This is a genomic window from Methanohalobium sp., from assembly GCF_018609725.1.
Lineage (GTDB): Archaea > Halobacteriota > Methanosarcinia > Methanosarcinales > Methanosarcinaceae > Methanohalobium.
Window position 1 is genome coordinate 1 of record NZ_JAHENT010000105.1, and the last position, 17,285, is coordinate 17,285.

Genomic DNA, 17,285 nt, shown 5'->3' on the forward strand with positions numbered 1-17,285 from the left:
CATCGCCTCAAATGAAAAATATGAACTGATGTAATAAAAAAATGATGGTGAAAAATCAATAACCAACAGGGTTGTTTCATCACTCTTTAAACGAAGTTTAAAGATATCCTTTAAACAACTTAAATCTCTGATTTAAGTTTAACTCTAAATTTTTAATTTAGAGTGTTTTGATTTAAGGAGGCGGTTAGAAACCGCTGGCTTTCACGTACCCCTGTTGCCCCACTTTCGTAACAAAAACACTTATTTTTAAATAGATTAAGGACTATCATAATAAAATTAACGATATTCATGGAATTAATTCATCCGGCAAAATTTAAAAAAACATTATTAAGACATAGTTATTGGTTTTTAAGGATTGTATATGTGAGGTTAATAAATGTTTAAATTCAGAAAAGAACAGGAAATTGTCAATATCGCAGGTGTAAAGGTCGGGGGACAGCCCGGTGAGTTGCCCACTGTACTTGCAGGTACTATTTTTTACCGCGGACATAAAATAATAAAAAACGAATCCAGAGGGACTTTTGATAAAAACGCTGCTGAAACACTTGTAAATATCCAGGAAACCAATTCTGATGAGACTGGAAACCCTCACCTGTTGCATATCTATGGAACAACTCCTGAAAATATATGCAATTATATAGATTTCATATCTGAAATCACTGATGCACCGTTTATCATCGATTCATCAGAAACAGAAGTGCGTAAAAAAGCATTAGAATATGTTACAGAAGTCGGACTTTCAGACAAGACCATTTACAATTCCGTTAATATGAGTATTTCAAAAGATGAAGAGCAGGCACTTAAAAGCTCGGATGTATTCAGTTCTATAATCCTTGGTTTTAATGCAATAGATTCTTCAATGGAAGGGCGTATGAAAATACTTGAAAACGGTGGCGGATATATTGACAGAGGTTTGCTGGAAATTGCAGAGGATTGTGGTATATCCAATATAATGGTTGATCCGAGTATCACACCTATGGGTAATGGTGCTGGTATTGCTTTACGTATGACAGCAAATGTAAAGGCAAAATGGGGTTACCCTACAGGTTCAGGAATACATAATGCACCTTCTTCATGGAACTGGCTCAAAGAACAAGGGAAAAAAGACCCTCTTATATATAGAATGTGTGATATCAGTTCTACCTGTATGCAGCAGATGTCAACAGGTGATTTTGTTCTCTATGGTCCAATTGAAAATGCACCATATACATTCCCTGTAGCAGCAATGGGTGATATTATGGTATCAGAAGCATCCGCAGGTATAGGTACGGATTTGGGACAGCCCAGCAATCATCCGATAAATCGTCTGGTATAAGTTTATTCTACATATCTTCTTCTACTGCCCTGTGCACACTGAACACAGATACCTCTGGAGGTTAGGCAATTTCCACATACCTGCCTCCCACAGAAACTGCATGTATAAAGTTTTGCAGGTCTACCACAAACAGAACAGATACCAGTAACTTCCAGTTTTGTATCCCCCTTCTTAAAATCCTCTTTTGTTTTTGTATATTTCCAGAGCGTTTTCAACTCTTTCTTTATCAATTATTCCGTTGGTGGATACTGTTTCAAAGAAACGTTTCGGAAGTTTGACATTATCAAGGTCGAAACCAAATTTTTGTTTAAGTTCGTATTTTTTCATAAATATCTCAGTTCCAATTCTGTCAAGTTCTTCTTCCGATTTTTCAATGCCAAGTGGTTTAAGTGCATCAACAATGGCATCAGGAGTATAGACTTTGCGTGCAAACAGACATATAACAAGTGAATTGAGAACTCCTCTTACATCATCTTCGGCTATCAACTGGTCGATAATTTCTTCATCCGATAGACCACTCTTAAACGCCTTCTGGTCTGCACTATATCCTGCATTATCATGATGGGAATGGCGTACTCCTGTTGTAAGCCCTACAACATTACCCAGTCCTGTATGATATCCTGGAATTTCCAATCTTCCAAGCTGCATTGCAAAATCCTGGCCGCCATATTTTTCCGATGCAACAGCGACACCTTCTGCAAGTGCAGAATAAAATTCATTCGGAGATTTTGTTATCAAATCAACAGCATGAAGGAAATTATTAAGGTCTCCCCATTTTAATGTTACACCCATAGTTTCATCGGTAGAGATTTTCTCCTTCATCGACATTTCTGTAGCCCATGCAAGAACAACACCCATACTTATAATGTCAACACCCTGACGTTCACATGAATCAATTAATTCAAGTACATCTTCTGGTTCTGTAAGTCCCAGGTTTGTACCGAGTGCATATACAAGTTCATAATCATATGGTATATCAGAAACTTCTACATCATGAGAATTTGAAAACAACTTTTTCAGCATTGCAATATGTATGCATCCAATGGGACAGCCAGCACAGGAAAGTTTTCTTATTAAATAATTATCTCCTAAATTTTCACCGGATATGTTTTCTGCACATTCAAAATATGTCTGCTGGAAGTTTCTGGTTGGCAGTGCGTTGATTTCGTTTAAAACATTTACATTGACAGTAGTTCCCAAATCATGATATTTTTCCATCAGGTCAGTGTTCACCACTTTATAGTAGAGCTGCTTGTACTGTTTATTGTAGTCTTTTTTGTCTGCAATCTGCAGTTCTTCATCACCTGATAATACTATGGCTTTCAAATTTTTGGAGCCAAAAACCGCGCCAAGACCCAGTCTACCGAAATGACGGTAGGTATCAACATTTACATTGGCGTATTTAACACCTTTTTCACCGGCGGGACCGATGCGGATAATACTTCTTCTCCCCGGATGGGGTTCTGCATCTCTGAGTATCTTTCCAACATCTACAGTTGATGAGAGACCCCATATAGATGTGGCGTCTTTGAAAGTGATATTGCCATCATGCAAAGAAAGATAAACGGGACGTTTTGCCTTTCCGGTAATAACTATTGAATCATATCCTGCAAACCTCATTGCTGTAGCAATTCTGCCTCCTGCATACGATTCACCCAGTTCACCGTTTAGAGGAGAACGAAACATTGCCACTGCTTTTGTGCAGCACGGATATATACCAGAAAATGGTCCGATGCTCAATACAATAGGTGCTTCTGGGTCAAGAGCATCTTTGTCTTCTCTGAAACCTTCGTCAAGTAGTTGTGTTGCTACACCTGTACCTCCAATATATCTGTCAAACATATCTGGTCTTTGTACAAGTTTAGATGTTTCATTTGTAAGGTCTATATAAACTACATTGGATGTGCTATTTATAACTGTATCAGACATTAAATCCCTCGATTAATTTATATCCATGATTTCTTCCCCGTTTTCTCCAACTTTTCTTAATTCAAGCACATCCCGGGGACAGTATGAAGCACATACACCGCAGTGTTTACAGACAACGGCTTTACCGTATGCATCCATATGTATTGCACCTATAAGGCATGCATCTACACAATAACTGCACCCTTCACACAAATCCTTGTGCAGTACTACACCACCACCTTTTCTCACAGTGAGAGCACCCGTAGGGCATGCTCTGGAACAAGGGGGATCTATACAGGCATGACAGACTATGGAGACAAAACCCTCCTCTATGCCGCCTTTTGTCTGTATATCAATTGCGCTGTTTTTCAGGGAAACTGTGTCGTAGTAGGTACGTGCACATGCCAGCATGCAGGAGTAACATCCAATACATCTAGCCTGATTGGCGACTTTAATTCTTTTTGGAATTATACCTTCCCCCATGATATTGTACATAAATCCTACTAAAAGTAATAAATTATTGAAGGATTCCGCCTTTACTTGCGGAACCTACTGATTTTCTATATTTTGTAAGGTATTTAGAATCTACTTCTTTTTCGGATAATTCAAAGGATTCTTTTCTCTTTTTCATCTCATCCTCTGAGATATTAAGATTCAAAATTCTTTCAGGAATGTTTATTTCGATTTCATCGCCATTCTGGATATATGCAATAGGTCCACCGTCGATGGCTTCTGGTGATATATGCCCGATACATGGTCCTCTTGTTCCTCCTGAAAAACGTCCATCTGTAACCAGTGCAACTGTATCAAGCCCCATACCTGCAATTGCAGATGTTGGAGACAGCATTTCACGCATCCCGGGTCCTCCTTTGGGGCCTTCATATCTTATGACAACAACATCATCTGATTTAACATCTCCACCCAGTATACCACACATAGCATCATCTTCACTATCATAAACTCTTGCTGGACCTTTGTGTACAAGCATATCTTTATTTACTGCTGACTGCTTGATTACTGAACCTTCTGGTGCAAGAGAACCTTTAAGGATTGCTATTCCACCTTCTGGGTGGACAGGATTATCGATTGTTGCTATAATATCTTTGTTTGTTTTCGGATTTATTACAACAAAGTCCTCAAGGTTTTCACCAAGTGTTTTTCCAGTAACGGTTTTAACATCAAGGAATAGCATCGTTTTTATCCTTTCAAGGATTGCCTGAACTCCACCTGCTCTGTCAAAATCGAGCATGTGATTGTATCCACCGGGTCGCAGGTTTATCAAATGAGGTGTTTGCCTGCTCAATTCATCGAATTTTTCAATAGGCAACTCCAGTCCGAACTCATTGGCTATTGCTGGAAGATGCAGTACAGTATTTGTACTTCCTCCTATTGCCATATCTACCCTTATAGCATTATTAAGATTCTCATCGGTTACAATCTGACGTGGTGTAAGGTTTTCCTTTGTCATCTGGACTATACGTTCACCAGAATCCTTGGCAATACGTGCTTTCTTTGCATCTGCTGCATGAGCAGTTCCACAACCAGGAAGGCTCATTCCCATTGCTTCTGTTAAACAGGACATTGTATTTGCAGTAAACAATCCGGCACATGAACCAGCTCCACTGCAAGACTGGTCTTCAATCATTTTCAACTGGGATTCTGAAATGTTGTCGTTACGGCAAGAACCTATCCCTTCAAAAACAGATACAAGGTCACAGCATTCGTCACCAACATAACCCGGTAACATGGGACCGCCGGTGACAACAATTGCAGGTATATTGAGACGTCCTGCAGCCATCAGGTGACCTGGAAGGATTTTGTCACAGGCCGCAATTAATACCATACCATCAAGCTGGTGTGCCTGTACCATAAGTTCAATAGTATCTGCAATAGCTTCACGGCTTGGGAGGGAATATTTCATACCTTCATGACCCATCGCTATACCGTCACAAACACCGATGGTGTTAAACTCAAAAGGTACTCCTCCAGCGTTTCTAATTCCTGCTTTTACTGATTCACCAAGTTTGTCAAGGTTGATGTGTCCGGGAACAATTTCATTCCACGAATTTACAACAGCGATAAACGGTTTATCCATCTCGGAATCTGTTACACCGGTAGCTTTAAGAAGCGAACGATGGGGTGCATGTTCCATTCCTTTTTTGATAGTATTACTTCTCATTAAATCAACTCGTTTATAGAATGTTTTTTATATTAATTGATAATCCGGTTATTTTTAAACTAAACATTAAACAGTATTATAGATTTTCATATTAAAAACGGTATTTGATTTTCTTATTGGTTTTTATTGAACGTATTTGGTGATTGGATGGTATATAGTAAAAAATTTGTCTAAACTTTATTTTGTCTGCATAGATATATCCCTTATCCAGATTAATTTTTGAGTCCAGTTTCAAACCTTTTTCATTGGCTAATGGGTTTATTAGTTCCCAAGACTTTTGAAAAAGTAATCCTCAATTTTTAGATTATCGTTTATAGTTAAGCACAGATTATTTGTTTGTTAAATTATGATACATCATCATTTTCTAATATGATATAAGCAACAAATTTTGAGTTATCAACTATATATAAATATATAAGCATTAAACGGTATTTCAAACTTTTTCCAGTTTTTAAAAAATTAACTTATTTTTGGCATTATTTTAAAAAAATTAATATGTATCTTGTTATTTATAATATCGCTCATGTATTCCAATTTTAGGTTAAATTCAAAATAGAGATTAATTAAAAGTTAATAATGTATTAAACAATGGTAGAATTAAAATATGATGAAATATTAGAGCGCAAGTATACAACGTTAAATACTATATGTTATATATAAATATATTTATCGATGTACTTATTGTTAAATGGTGATGTATCAATGATAAAAACAATATTGGGTTGTTTGCTGGTGATATACCTTATTGTATTTCTGTTAGTAGTAAAACCAATCCGTGCGACCAAAAACATACTGGCAGATTCAATAAAAATCGAGAAGAATTAACATGAAAAATTAATTAAGTATAGTATAACATCCAAAAATAGATTGTTCAAGAATCCAGATTAGCAATTCTGTAGATTTCGTCTATTTCTTTTTTATTTAAATTAGTCTCAACTATATCATTTTCTGTTAATTCAGTTACATCATGAATATTAGTAGGGGTTGTAGCCATTAAATTGACTATATCAATTGGATCCAATTGATAGGATTTTAAACTTTCCACGGTTTCTTGTGGTATAATTCCAGCTTCTAAAAGCTCATTGATTCGTATCCATAATGGTTTATAATTTGCCAATTTTTCTCTTCTTTCATCCAGTTCTTGTACAAGGGATGGTTCATTTATTAATTCGTTATTATTTAAATGGTTATAACCTTTCTCTGTGATTTCTACAATCTCAAGTTTTCCGTATTTGTCTCTTAAATTCAAGTAACCATTGATGTGCTATCTCATCAGGCAGTTTTCTATGGCCAAATCTCTGCGAGGTTTAAGACCTAATGTTTTTTCTATTTCTTCTAAATGGTAACTTATTTTTTCTACATTATTTGTCATATCTGAATTATTATCATTTTCCTATTTATTCTCATCCATTTTTGTTCTCTAACTAAAACAAGTGTGGCTAATTTAAAGTTTTATCTTTATAAATCAATAACAGAGGAAATTATATTTCTAAATTAAAATTAATATTTAGTCCTTTTACATAAATATTTATAATACTACAGATAAAGCAGGAAAACTATATAAAATATAAAAATTATAAGCTACTGAGTGTGGATATCACAAGAAAGATTCATATTAGCCACCCAAACTGTGATAACTCCCCCGAATAACACAGATTGGGCGGATAAGCCTATATTGACTACTTTAACCACATCTCCCGATGGTTGAACCCCACTCAACCATTAAATTCGCTCGTCCACTACTTTCAAACAGATGTAGAGTTTCCCTCATTCTCTACCTCTGCTATCTATCCCTTACTATGTATTATGAATATATATAATAAATGATGCTGTAAATTTTTCTGCGTTATATATTATAAAGGCGTTAAAATTTTCAACCGCTTTAATACACTTTTAGATATACAATATCAGAGGGTAGAATGCATAATGAATAACTTTGAAGCTGTAATTATTGATGGTTATGTAGATGAACCGGCATGTTTTGGAGTGCCTCCCTACCTGTCACCTTATCCAAGATACATAGCAGGAGCTTTACATGAATGTAATATTGAAAAACAAAACATTCATTACACTACTATAGACCAGTTACGCAAATCATCTTCCATGAAAGAAACCATCAAACAAGCTGATACTGTTATTATAATTGCAGGTATGACTGTACCCGGTAAATATCTTCGAGCTTCACCGATAACTCTTAATGAAATTGAGAGTGTATTTAAAATAACATCAGGTTCCAAAATACTCGGTGGTCCTATTCGTCTGGGTTTTAGTAAACAGGGTGGAGAATCCGCTAAAAAACTTGGTATTAACGTCAAAGATGTTTATATTGCTAAAGAAGATATTGAAGCATTTGTATATGATTTTTTGCAAAATAACCAACAAATTGGAAACATAATCCACCGGCAAAGAACGGTGGAAGAAATTGGAAGATGGGCTATAAATGGAGCTTTTATCCACAAACAACATCCTGATCATCCTCATATCATTTGTGAACTGGAGACTTATCGGGGGTGTGGAAGATACACTCATTGTTCATTCTGTACAGAACCGTTTTATAAAGAATCCAAATACCGACCTGTAGATGATATTATATCTGAAGTATCAGAGCTTTACAATTCAGGTGCCAGATATTTCAGAATTGGTCGACAGCCTGACCTTTTCACCTATCAATCTATTGAAAACACTAGTGATATATCTGAACCCAACCCAGAAGCCATTGAAAAACTTTACAGGGGCATAAGGGATGAAGCCCCTGATTTACAGGTTCTTCATATGGATAATGTAAACCCTGCTACTATAGCCAGATATCCTGATAAATCCCGCAAAATACTGGATATTATCTTGAAATATCATACACCAGGTGATGTATGTGCTCTCGGCATGGAGAGTGCTGACCCTGACGTAGTGTCTGCCAACAATCTTAAAGCAACACCAGAAGAAGTATTTGAAGCAATTAAAATTATTAATGAAAAAGGTGGTAAACGTGGATACAATGGGCTTCCAGAAATTCTACCGGGTTTGAATTTTGTTTATGGTCTCAAAGGAGAAACCAAAAAAACCTTCAAAAATAACTACGATTTCCTGATAAAAATACTTGATTCTGGATTACTTGTAAGACGAATAAACCTAAGACAAGTGGTTACTTTCCCTGGAACTCCTATATATGGTAAAGACACTATCACAAAAAAACATAATAAACTATTTTTAAATCATAAAGAAAAAGTCAGGGAACATATAGACAAGCCAATGCTTAGAAAACTTGTTCCAGAAGGTACAATACTTAAAAATGTGTTGTGTGAAGTCCATAAAGATGGTTTTACTTTCGGAAGACAATTGGGTTCATATCCGTTACTTGTAGGCATTCCGGAATTACTTCCAGAAAATAAATTTATAGACATAGTGGTTACTGGTCATGGAAACCGCTCAATTACCGGCATACCATATCCACTAAGGATTAATGAAGCTTCACTGGAACTAATTAGTGAAATACCGGGTATCGGGAAGAATCAGGCAGCTGAAATCTACAAATATATTCCTTTCAAAGATGAAAATGATTTTATGAAAAGAGTAGAGTATGGAGAGAAATTAATAAACTATATTTCCCTCTGAGATGTCATCCAAACAGCCTGTTAATCAATTCGGTATCCTTTGCTATTTTTATACTAACAAATCCACCTACTAAAAGGTTCATATAATAGGTTAAAGCCCGCCATGTAACTACAGTAACACCTATTAAAGATGAGACAACAAAAATTGAAAAAAGGGTACTAGCTCCCAGTTCCGCAACACCACTTGCACCGGGTGTTATTGGAACAGCCGTGATAATCAAAAGCAAAATCTGGGCTGCAAAAGTTATTATTACAGGCGGATTCTGGTTTAGTCCCATAAGAATCACCGGTAATATGGAAAATAAAAATAACCAGTAAAAAACTGTAAACAACATACCGCAAACCAGACTAATTCGACCCTCTCTTAACAGCATTCTAAGGCTTGCATGGAAATTATAAAGTTCTGAATCAATTTTTTTGAGGACATGGTAGATTTGATCTTCTCTTTTTTTACCCAATAATTTGGTTAATTTGATAGCAATAAAATGTATAATGCGTTTCAGATTTCCAGGTCGTAATAAACCATATAACGTTATTAAAAGAACAGACACTAGTATAAATTCACCCATGATAAAAATAATATCTAGACTGGAATTCGAAAACCCGTCTCTTAATATGTAAAGAGCCATTGGGGCAGAAAAAAGGATTAGAAGTGCGTCCATAAACCGCTCCCCCAAAACTATTGCAGAAGCACGTCCGATTGGCAATTCATTCTGGTGCAGTAATTCAATCCGTAAAGGCTCGCCACCTATTGATGAAGGTGTAATTGATGCTGCAAATTTACTGGCTGTTACAATTTTAACACAACTTAAAAACTTGATTTTGTAATCAATACCCTGAGACATAGATTTTGTACGAAGAGCCCACATAAAATATGCGACCATATGCATTATAACTGCCAGTATAATGTATTCATATTTAATCTTGAGAACGGTTTCAATGGTTTCAGAATTAACAGTGACAATAAAAAGAAGTATAATAGATAAACCACTTATTAAAAGTGAAGCTTTCATCCATTTTTTAAATTTACTCATGTTAATCAATCCAGAATACCAAAATGAGATTATTTTTCGTGGTATTCCGGATTGGTTAAACTGGCTGTTACATTTTTGGAATCACTAATTTCTATTTTAGGCCATATTTTAACATTTGAGTGAATTGTTGCTTTATTACCAATAGTAACCTTGGCTCCCAATACAGTACCGTTTTCCAGACTTGTATTTTGACCGATACTAACATTGTTGTCAATTACTGTACCTGATGCATTTGTGTTTTGACCTATTTTAACATCATTGAAGATGTAGGATGAGAAAATCCTGGCATTGTTTCCGATAACACAATTTGAACCAATTACAGTATAGGGGCTAATAAGAACGTTGTCACCTATCTCCGTATTTTCACCTATGACAATGGGTCCCACAAGAGATGAATTTGAACCTATAGTAACATTATTATCAATTTTTAATGGTCCACTGATGCGTGCATTTTTTGTGTTAAAGCGTCCCATAATTGATGTACCGGTTAATGAAGCAAGCATCCAGCGCTGAGCTGCCCTATAGGCAGCAGGATTTCCCACATCAGTCCATTCACCGTAAACAAGGAATCCGCTTATATCCTCTCCAGATGACATGAGTTTGGGGAATACATCTTTGGCAAAATCATACTGGGTATCTTCAGGTATGTAGTTAAAAATTTTAGGGTCACATACATAAATTCCTGTACTTGCGAGGTTACTGAATATCTCTCCAGAATCAGGTTTTTCCAGAAATCTGTGAACCTTGTTGTTGACATCCAAATCTGCGATACCAAATTCTCGTGGATCGTCGATAGAAAGCAATCCTATTGTTATCATTGAGTCGCCTTTTGTTTCATGGAATCTGAACATCTCCCGCAAGTTCAGGTTCAGAACATGGTCTCCACTGAGCACAATAAAGGGTTCATCACCAAGCAAATGTTCAGCGTTCTTTATACTTCCAGCAGTACCCAGTTTTTTCTGCTCATATACATAATCAATATGAACCCCAAACATTCGACCATCTCCAAGCTGTTCCTCTATCATGTGGCCCATATATCCAAGGGTGACGACAATCTCTGTAAAACCCTCTTTTGCCAGATGCTCAATTAAATGGGTCAAAAGCGGTTTGTTCAAAACAGGTATGCTTGGTTTTGGTCGCTCAAACGTTAAAGGATGAAGCCTTGTTCCTTTTCCTCCACACATTATACACGCTTTCATGCTTAACCGATATTGTTCTTTTTATTTATAGATGTAACGATTTTCAAATATATATTAAAATTAGAAGATGAATTGTTGTATTCCTGAAGATTATTATTTGGAAAAAGTAGGTAATATAGGCTATAGGAAGAGAAGAAAGAACCATCGCAAGAACTACTACAATTGTCTTCCTTTCTCTCTCTATATAGAAAACGTTAACTAGTTTTATCTAAAAATATTATTTTTCATTGTTCTGGCAACTCTTCACCTTCTGGCATTTCTCCGTTATTTTGCGTACCTCCACCCTTTTCGATAGAGCTTATTGTTATATCAAATACAACAGTTTTACCGGCAAACGGAGAATTGGCATCAATTGTTATATGAGTTTCATTAACATCACTAACAGTTATTGGACCCATCTGTGTCATTATTTGTTCTCCTTGTTCAGGAGTTGTGTTAGAATTTGTGGCATTCTGGTATTCTTCAATAGTCATTGATTGTACCAAATCTTCTCGATAGGGTCCAAAAGCTTCCTCTGGAGGCAATGTTAAGGTTTTTTGTTCATCTTCACTCATGCCAAGAACGCCTTCATTGATACCTGCTATCATTTGTTGAGAACCAACTTCAAATTCCAATGGTTCCCTTGATTGTTCAATGTTATCATTTTCTTCAGCGACTTCTTCTACAGAGGTTTCAACAACTGTACCATTTTCATACATTAGTGTATAATCCAATGTTACAATATCTCCATTTTCGACTACATTTTCCCCTGTACCTGTAGTGTCGTTTCCATCTGTGTTGTCATTCATTCCTGCACATCCACTAAACAGAACAACACTACCAATTATCAATATCAGAACTAATTTTTTCAAACTCATAGATTAAACCGATGACTACCACATTGATAAATATTATGATAACTGATATACATAACCGGCAAAATTAGTCAAAACAGCTAAAGTAAGGGAGAAATTTAAAAACGAGTGGACCGGTCGGGATTCGAACCCGAGGCCTCTACCATTCTGGATGTATTGCTTTTATGCAACACAATTGCCAAGGTAGCGATCTTCCATGCTGATCTACCGGCCCTTTAATTTAGCAATCCAAGATATAATCTTATCTACATAAAAGTATCGCTAATTTTAACTGTCTGATGTTTTGTATTAATAATTTTATTTTGACAGTTTGGAATCAAAGCGCAACGTTAAAATATAAGCATGTATATTGGGGTGGTCGCGTCTTGAAAAATAAACAAATTGGGCCCGTAGCTTAGCCTGGTGGAGCGCACGGCTGATAACCGTGAGGTCCTGCGTTCGAATCGCAGCGGGCCCATCACTTTTTGTACTGCAATTTTTTAAGTACTATTTTTAAGACTTTATATTGTTTTTTAATTGTTCTCTTATACTTATTTTTATGCCAATTTGAATTACTGTCTATATATAAAATAAAATCCATAAAACTTATTAATAAAAAATATTATATGAGTTTTTATAAAAGATTTGACTTACCGGTGATTTAATGGAAGATGGCGATGAAATAATGTTGGACGATAAAAAGTACGAGATGGTGGAAATTCTTAGAAAAATAAACATGACCAGGCCGGTGGCTTTAACGCTTGCTTGTTTATCGGATGGTTGTGAACTTACCTCTCGTAGTATTGAAAAAGCTACAGGATTGAGACAGCCCGAAGTAAGTATAGCAATGCGCTATCTTCTTGATAATGAATGGGTTGAAATAAGGGAAGAAAAGAAAAATGAAGGTAAAGGGCGTCCTATTAAGTTATACAGACTTGTTGTTCCTCTTGACACTATAATCAACAATATAGAAAACGATATTCTATCTCAGAACAAATCTATTCTTGAAAATATTGAGCGCCTCAAAAACCTTTCCTAAATAAACTGACAATATATTTGTCAAATTATAGCAATGGATTTAATGTTTAAATCCCATTATCTTAATCACTTTCAATTAATTATATCATTTTGATAAGGAGAATTATATATTGGGTACAATAAGTGAAAAAATATTCAGCCGTGCATCAGGGGAGCAGGTAAAAGCTGATGAATTTGTCATTGCAGATGTGGATTATGCGATGGCACATGATGGTACAAGCATTCTTGCAGTAAAATCTTTCAGGGACATGGGGGTTGAAAAAGTATGGAATCCCGAAAGAATAGTGATACCCTTTGATCATCTTGCTCCTGCAAATACAGAAACAACTGCATCACTTCAAAATGATATTAGAAACTGGATCCATGACCAGCAAATAGAACATTTTTATGAAATCGGTGATGGTGTATGCCATCAAGTGTTGCCCGAAAATGGATTCGCTATGCCGGGTAAGTTGCTCGTTGGCGCGGATTCTCATACCTGCACATACGGTGCATTCGGGTCTTTTGCTACTGGTGTAGGTGCGACCGATATGGCGGAAATTTTTGCTTCCGGAAAGCTCTGGTTTAAAGTTCCTGAAAGTATCAAAATAAAAGTTGATGGGACTCTTAAAAATCATGTCTATGCAAAGGACCTGACTTTGTATATAATTGGTAAAATGGGTTCTGCTGGTGCTACCTATAAAGCTGTTGAATTTTATGGTGGTGTGATAGAAAACTTGTCAATGTCTGGACGTATGACCCTTTGTAATATGGCTATTGAAATGGGTGCCAAAACCGGAATTGTACCCCCCGATAATAAAACATTTGAATACTTAAAAAACAGAGCTGTTGAAGACTACGAACCTGTTTATTCAGATGAAGATGCGATTTATTCAGAAGAATATCATATAAATGCTGATGAACTCGAACCACAGGTAGCCAAACCGCATTCGGTTGATAATGTTGCCAATGTCACCGATGTATCGGGAACAAAGGTTGATCAGGTGTTTATAGGAACATGCACAAACGGAAGATTGGAAGACCTTGAAGTTGCTGCTGAAATACTTAAAGGAAAAAAGGTAAGTGTCAGAACAATTATTGTACCAGCGTCCCGTTCCACCATGATAGAAGCTGTTAATAATGGTACGGCTGAAATACTGCTTGATGCAGGAGCAACATTTGGTACACCCGGTTGTGGACCATGCCTTGGTGGACATATGGGTGTCATAAGTGAAGATGAGGTGTGCGTCTCAACCGCAAACAGGAACTTTAAAGGACGAATGGGAAAAGGTGGGGATATATATCTTACATCACCTGCAACTGCAGCTGCATCAGCTCTTACCGGAAAAATTACAGACCCAAGAGATATTTAATAGAGGGGGAATAAACATAACTGAAGATATAAACAAAGATAAACTGGAACATCTTCTGGAACACTGGATAGAACACAACAAAAACCACAGTCAGAGTTTCAATGAATGGGGGAGTAGAATACGTCAGGCAGGGTTTGGAAAGGTTGCTGATGAATTACTGGAAGCAGAACAAAAAATGGATGAATGCACACAGATACTGGAGAGAGCAAAAGAAAAAATGGACAATGAATAACCTAAGCTTTTTTATTTTTTATTTTTTATATTTTAGATATAAGCACTTCTGTGCTGGATTTTCTGACAACTTTCTGTGCGACACTCCCCATTAAAAATCTGCTTATTCCTGATTCTCCGTGTGTACCCATTACTATCAGGTCAATGTCGTTATTTTCCGCATAATCGATGATTCGTTCTGCCGGGTCACCCTCAAGGAGCTGGATTTTAACTTCTACATTATTTTCATCACCTAACTGCTTAACCTCATTTGTAGCCTGTTCTCCTTTTTTTCTAATATAATTATAAATTTCCCTCTCCCATCGTGCGTTTATAACATAGATTGCATGTACTTTAGCACCGGATGATTTGGCGAATTTTATTCCTGAATTTACCGCCATTTTGGAATATTCTGATCCATCGGTAGCAATCAATATATCTGTATAATGTTTATTATTGCTCATAAAATAATCCCCTTATAAATTTAGGCAGAATTTGTATAAAAAATAGTTGTAAAGATAGTATATTTTATCTTACATTTGGGAAATTATCCCTTTTTTCACTCACATTCGGTTTATAAACGTCCTGTTTACTGCGTACCATTTCTTTTATTCTTTCTTTTTTCTGTTTTAATGCTTCAGGGCTTGGACTGGGACCTCTTACAACAAGAACTTCCTTATTGGAGTTTCTTACGACTTTTTCAGCTACACTCCCGATTAAAAATTTTTGTAGACCGGTTTTACCGTGAGTACCCATTACTATTAAATCGATTTCATTTTCATCTGCAAAATCAATAATCATTTCACTTGGGTTTCCTTCCAGCATAACGGCTTCTACTTCTAAACCATAGTCTTCTCCAAGTTGTTTTATATACTCTGTTGCTTCTTTCCCCTCTTTACTTAATTCATTATATACCTCTTTTACCCATGTTTCCTGTGTACCTCTGAGTGTAAATCCTGTAGGTGCCATGACATATAATGCATATACTTTCGCCCCACTCAGTCTTGCTATCTCAAGACCTGAATCAATTGCACCTTCAGAATTTATTGAACCATCAGTTGCTATTAAGATTTTATCATATGATTTATTTTCCATAATATAGTCCCCTCACAATTAAGTATTGATTCGTATAGTTATTATTTTTTATGATAGTATATACAAGTTATCATTGTCTGTGTGGATTAATAAAATTTAAAAATTAATTATTCAGGGTGGTTAATAAATATCAGGGATGAGTAAAAGAGGGAGTAAATAAGGTATATTTCAAGGAAAAAGTCAAATGATGAGGGGTTGCCGCCGGGAAGTCTTGTCTATCAGGGTGAAAAAATATCTGAAGATGTAAAAATTACTGTAATAGATTATAGTGAAAAAAGTGTGCAGGAAAAAGTTACAAAAAATGTAGAGGATTGTTTTCCTTTTAAAGACCAGCCTTCTGTAACATGGATTAATATTGATGGTCTGCACAAAGTGGACATAATAGAAAAAATTGGAGAATATTTTGATTTACATCCGTTGATTCTGGAAGATATCCTAAATATTAGCCAGCGTCCAAAAACGGAAGATTTTGAAAATTATATCTATACAGTTTTAAAGATGTTTACGTATAATAAACAGGAAAATGAAATCAACATTGAACAGGTTAGTATAGTAATTGGCTCTAATTTTGTTATTTCATTTCAGGAAAAAGAGGGAGACATTTTTGACCCTGTAAGGGACAGAATCAGGTTTAACAAAGGTCATATCAGGAAAATGAAATCTGATTACCTTGCGTATTCCTTGATAGATACGGTTGTAGATAACTATTTTATAGTACTGGAGGAAATCGGTGAGCAAATAGAATCAGTAGAAGATGAATTATCCAAAAACCCTGGTCCAGAACCAGAAACCCTGCAAACAATTCATAGTTTAAAACGGGATGTTCTTTTTCTGCGTAAAAGTATCTGGCCTTTAAGAGAAGTTATAAACACTTTTAATAGAAATGAATCCAGACTTATCTACAAAACCACTCAATTATTTTTAAAGGACGTTTATGACCACGTCAATAACCCACCGCTAAAGCGGTGGGCCTGTCTCTGAGGCAAGCCCTGATTGACCAGACTTAGTTCCTTAAAGGAACTACGTTATCCCGGCCATGATACCCTCGGATGCTTCCCTAGTCCGTTGCTCTATCGTATAGCATTAAACAGTCCTGAGGGTAGGGACAGTGTGCTGTGCTCGACAAACCGGGATAACATTGTCGAAGGGAAACGGCTGACAAGCCGCGTAACCTGCACAATAGCAGAGAAAGGAGTAATATCCATGGTATTCGTAATAAACAAGAACAAGAAAACGTTAACACCGTGCCATCCGGCTAAAGCAAGAATACTGCTCAAAGCCAGAAAAGCCACGATTCATAAGAAATATCCGTTTACAATCAGATTAAAAGAACTGAAATCTGATGACATAAAAGATGATTTCAGACTGAAGATAGATTACGGTTCAAGATACACAGGATTAGCTGTACTCAAAAACAACAGAGATGTAATCTGGTTAGCCCAGGTTAATCACAGAACTGATATTAAAAAGAAACTTGATGATAGGAGGAGTTTCAGACGCAGAAGAAGATCACA

General features: G+C 36.2%; 17 protein-coding genes and 2 tRNA genes. 9 read left to right on the forward strand and 10 right to left on the reverse strand.

Annotation, left to right across the window (positions count from 1 at the left end):
• Positions 1–376 precede the first annotated feature (376 nt).
• Positions 377–1,315: a tetrahydromethanopterin S-methyltransferase subunit H gene (gene mtrH, locus QZ276_RS06920; protein WP_292486549.1), complete on the forward strand. Its 939-nt coding sequence runs from the start codon at positions 377–379 to the stop codon at positions 1,313–1,315.
• Between the two features lie 171 nt (positions 1,316–1,486).
• Here mtrH and QZ276_RS06925 read toward each other — a convergent pair whose 3' ends face one another.
• The 3 genes from QZ276_RS06925 to ilvD are packed head-to-tail and all read right to left on the reverse strand — an operon-like array spanning position 1,487 to position 5,402.
• Entirely contained in the window at positions 1,487–3,244 is a 1,758-nt protein-coding gene (locus tag QZ276_RS06925) for an aldehyde ferredoxin oxidoreductase family protein (RefSeq protein WP_292486551.1), read from the reverse strand.
• 12 nt (positions 3,245–3,256) lie between these two features.
• The gene (locus tag QZ276_RS06930) at positions 3,257–3,718 is read right to left on the reverse strand and encodes a (Fe-S)-binding protein (RefSeq protein ID WP_292486553.1); all 462 of its coding nucleotides are present in this window, start codon (positions 3,716–3,718) and stop codon (positions 3,257–3,259) included.
• A gap of 22 nt (positions 3,719–3,740) precedes the next feature.
• Complete coding sequence (ilvD, locus tag QZ276_RS06935) at positions 3,741–5,402, reverse strand: dihydroxy-acid dehydratase (RefSeq protein ID WP_292486555.1); 1,662 nt, start codon at positions 5,400–5,402, stop codon at positions 3,741–3,743.
• 702 nt (positions 5,403–6,104) lie between these two features.
• Here ilvD and QZ276_RS06940 point away from each other — a divergent pair.
• Complete coding sequence (locus QZ276_RS06940; protein WP_292486556.1) at positions 6,105–6,227, forward strand: hypothetical protein; 123 nt, start codon at positions 6,105–6,107, stop codon at positions 6,225–6,227.
• A 46-nt stretch (positions 6,228–6,273) separates the two neighbouring features.
• Here QZ276_RS06940 and QZ276_RS06945 read toward each other — a convergent pair whose 3' ends face one another.
• Positions 6,274–6,651 (reverse strand): hypothetical protein, encoded by a 378-nt coding sequence (locus QZ276_RS06945; RefSeq protein WP_292486558.1) that lies wholly within the window; start codon positions 6,649–6,651, stop codon positions 6,274–6,276.
• Between the two features lie 677 nt (positions 6,652–7,328).
• Here QZ276_RS06945 and QZ276_RS06950 point away from each other — a divergent pair.
• On the forward strand, positions 7,329–9,011 hold the full coding sequence (locus QZ276_RS06950) for a radical SAM protein (RefSeq protein WP_292486559.1): 1,683 nt from the start codon (positions 7,329–7,331) through the stop codon (positions 9,009–9,011).
• Between the two features lie 4 nt (positions 9,012–9,015).
• Here the strand turns inward: QZ276_RS06950 and QZ276_RS06955 are convergent, their stop codons facing one another.
• From QZ276_RS06955 to QZ276_RS06970, 4 genes are all read right to left on the reverse strand, one after another.
• The gene (locus tag QZ276_RS06955; protein ID WP_292486561.1) at positions 9,016–10,044 is read right to left on the reverse strand and encodes a flippase-like domain-containing protein; all 1,029 of its coding nucleotides are present in this window, start codon (positions 10,042–10,044) and stop codon (positions 9,016–9,018) included.
• Between the two features lie 29 nt (positions 10,045–10,073).
• Positions 10,074–11,243 (reverse strand): NDP-sugar synthase, encoded by a 1,170-nt coding sequence (locus QZ276_RS06960; RefSeq protein WP_292486563.1) that lies wholly within the window; start codon positions 11,241–11,243, stop codon positions 10,074–10,076.
• A 224-nt stretch (positions 11,244–11,467) separates the two neighbouring features.
• Positions 11,468–12,100, reverse strand: coding sequence for a peptidylprolyl isomerase (locus QZ276_RS06965; RefSeq protein WP_292486565.1), 633 nt, complete (start codon positions 12,098–12,100; stop codon positions 11,468–11,470).
• Between the two features lie 106 nt (positions 12,101–12,206).
• A tRNA-Ala gene (locus QZ276_RS06970) sits at positions 12,207–12,311 on the reverse strand.
• A gap of 169 nt (positions 12,312–12,480) precedes the next feature.
• On the opposite strand from QZ276_RS06970, the gene QZ276_RS06975 reads away from it, so the two are divergent.
• From QZ276_RS06975 to QZ276_RS06990, 4 genes are all read left to right on the forward strand, one after another.
• Positions 12,481–12,554, forward strand: a tRNA-Ile gene (locus tag QZ276_RS06975).
• A gap of 186 nt (positions 12,555–12,740) precedes the next feature.
• Positions 12,741–13,115 carry a transcriptional regulator gene (locus tag QZ276_RS06980; protein ID WP_292486567.1) on the forward strand — a complete coding sequence of 125 codons (375 nt, stop codon included), beginning with the start codon at positions 12,741–12,743 and terminating at the stop codon, positions 13,113–13,115.
• 118 nt (positions 13,116–13,233) lie between these two features.
• Positions 13,234–14,466 (forward strand): 3-isopropylmalate dehydratase large subunit, encoded by a 1,233-nt coding sequence (locus tag QZ276_RS06985; RefSeq protein ID WP_292486576.1) that lies wholly within the window; start codon positions 13,234–13,236, stop codon positions 14,464–14,466.
• A complete protein-coding gene (locus tag QZ276_RS06990) occupies positions 14,384–14,698 on the forward strand; it encodes a hypothetical protein (protein WP_292486569.1) in 315 nt (104 codons plus the stop codon). The genes QZ276_RS06985 and QZ276_RS06990 overlap by 83 nt, the downstream gene beginning before the upstream one ends.
• A 25-nt stretch (positions 14,699–14,723) precedes the next feature.
• Here QZ276_RS06990 and QZ276_RS06995 read toward each other — a convergent pair whose 3' ends face one another.
• Positions 14,724–15,140 (reverse strand): universal stress protein, encoded by a 417-nt coding sequence (locus QZ276_RS06995; protein WP_292486571.1) that lies wholly within the window; start codon positions 15,138–15,140, stop codon positions 14,724–14,726.
• Between the two features lie 64 nt (positions 15,141–15,204).
• Positions 15,205–15,771, reverse strand: coding sequence for a universal stress protein (locus tag QZ276_RS07000; protein WP_342765712.1), 567 nt, complete (start codon positions 15,769–15,771; stop codon positions 15,205–15,207).
• Positions 15,772–15,966: 195 nt separating this feature from the next.
• Here QZ276_RS07000 and QZ276_RS07005 point away from each other — a divergent pair, with 195 nt between their 5' ends.
• Both QZ276_RS07005 and QZ276_RS07010 read left to right on the forward strand, forming a co-directional pair.
• Entirely contained in the window at positions 15,967–16,752 is a 786-nt protein-coding gene (locus QZ276_RS07005; protein WP_292486573.1) for a magnesium and cobalt transport protein CorA, read from the forward strand.
• Between the two features lie 12 nt (positions 16,753–16,764).
• Positions 16,765–17,285: RRXRR domain-containing protein (locus QZ276_RS07010; RefSeq protein WP_292486574.1), on the forward strand; the 521-nt coding region annotated here is incomplete at its 3' end.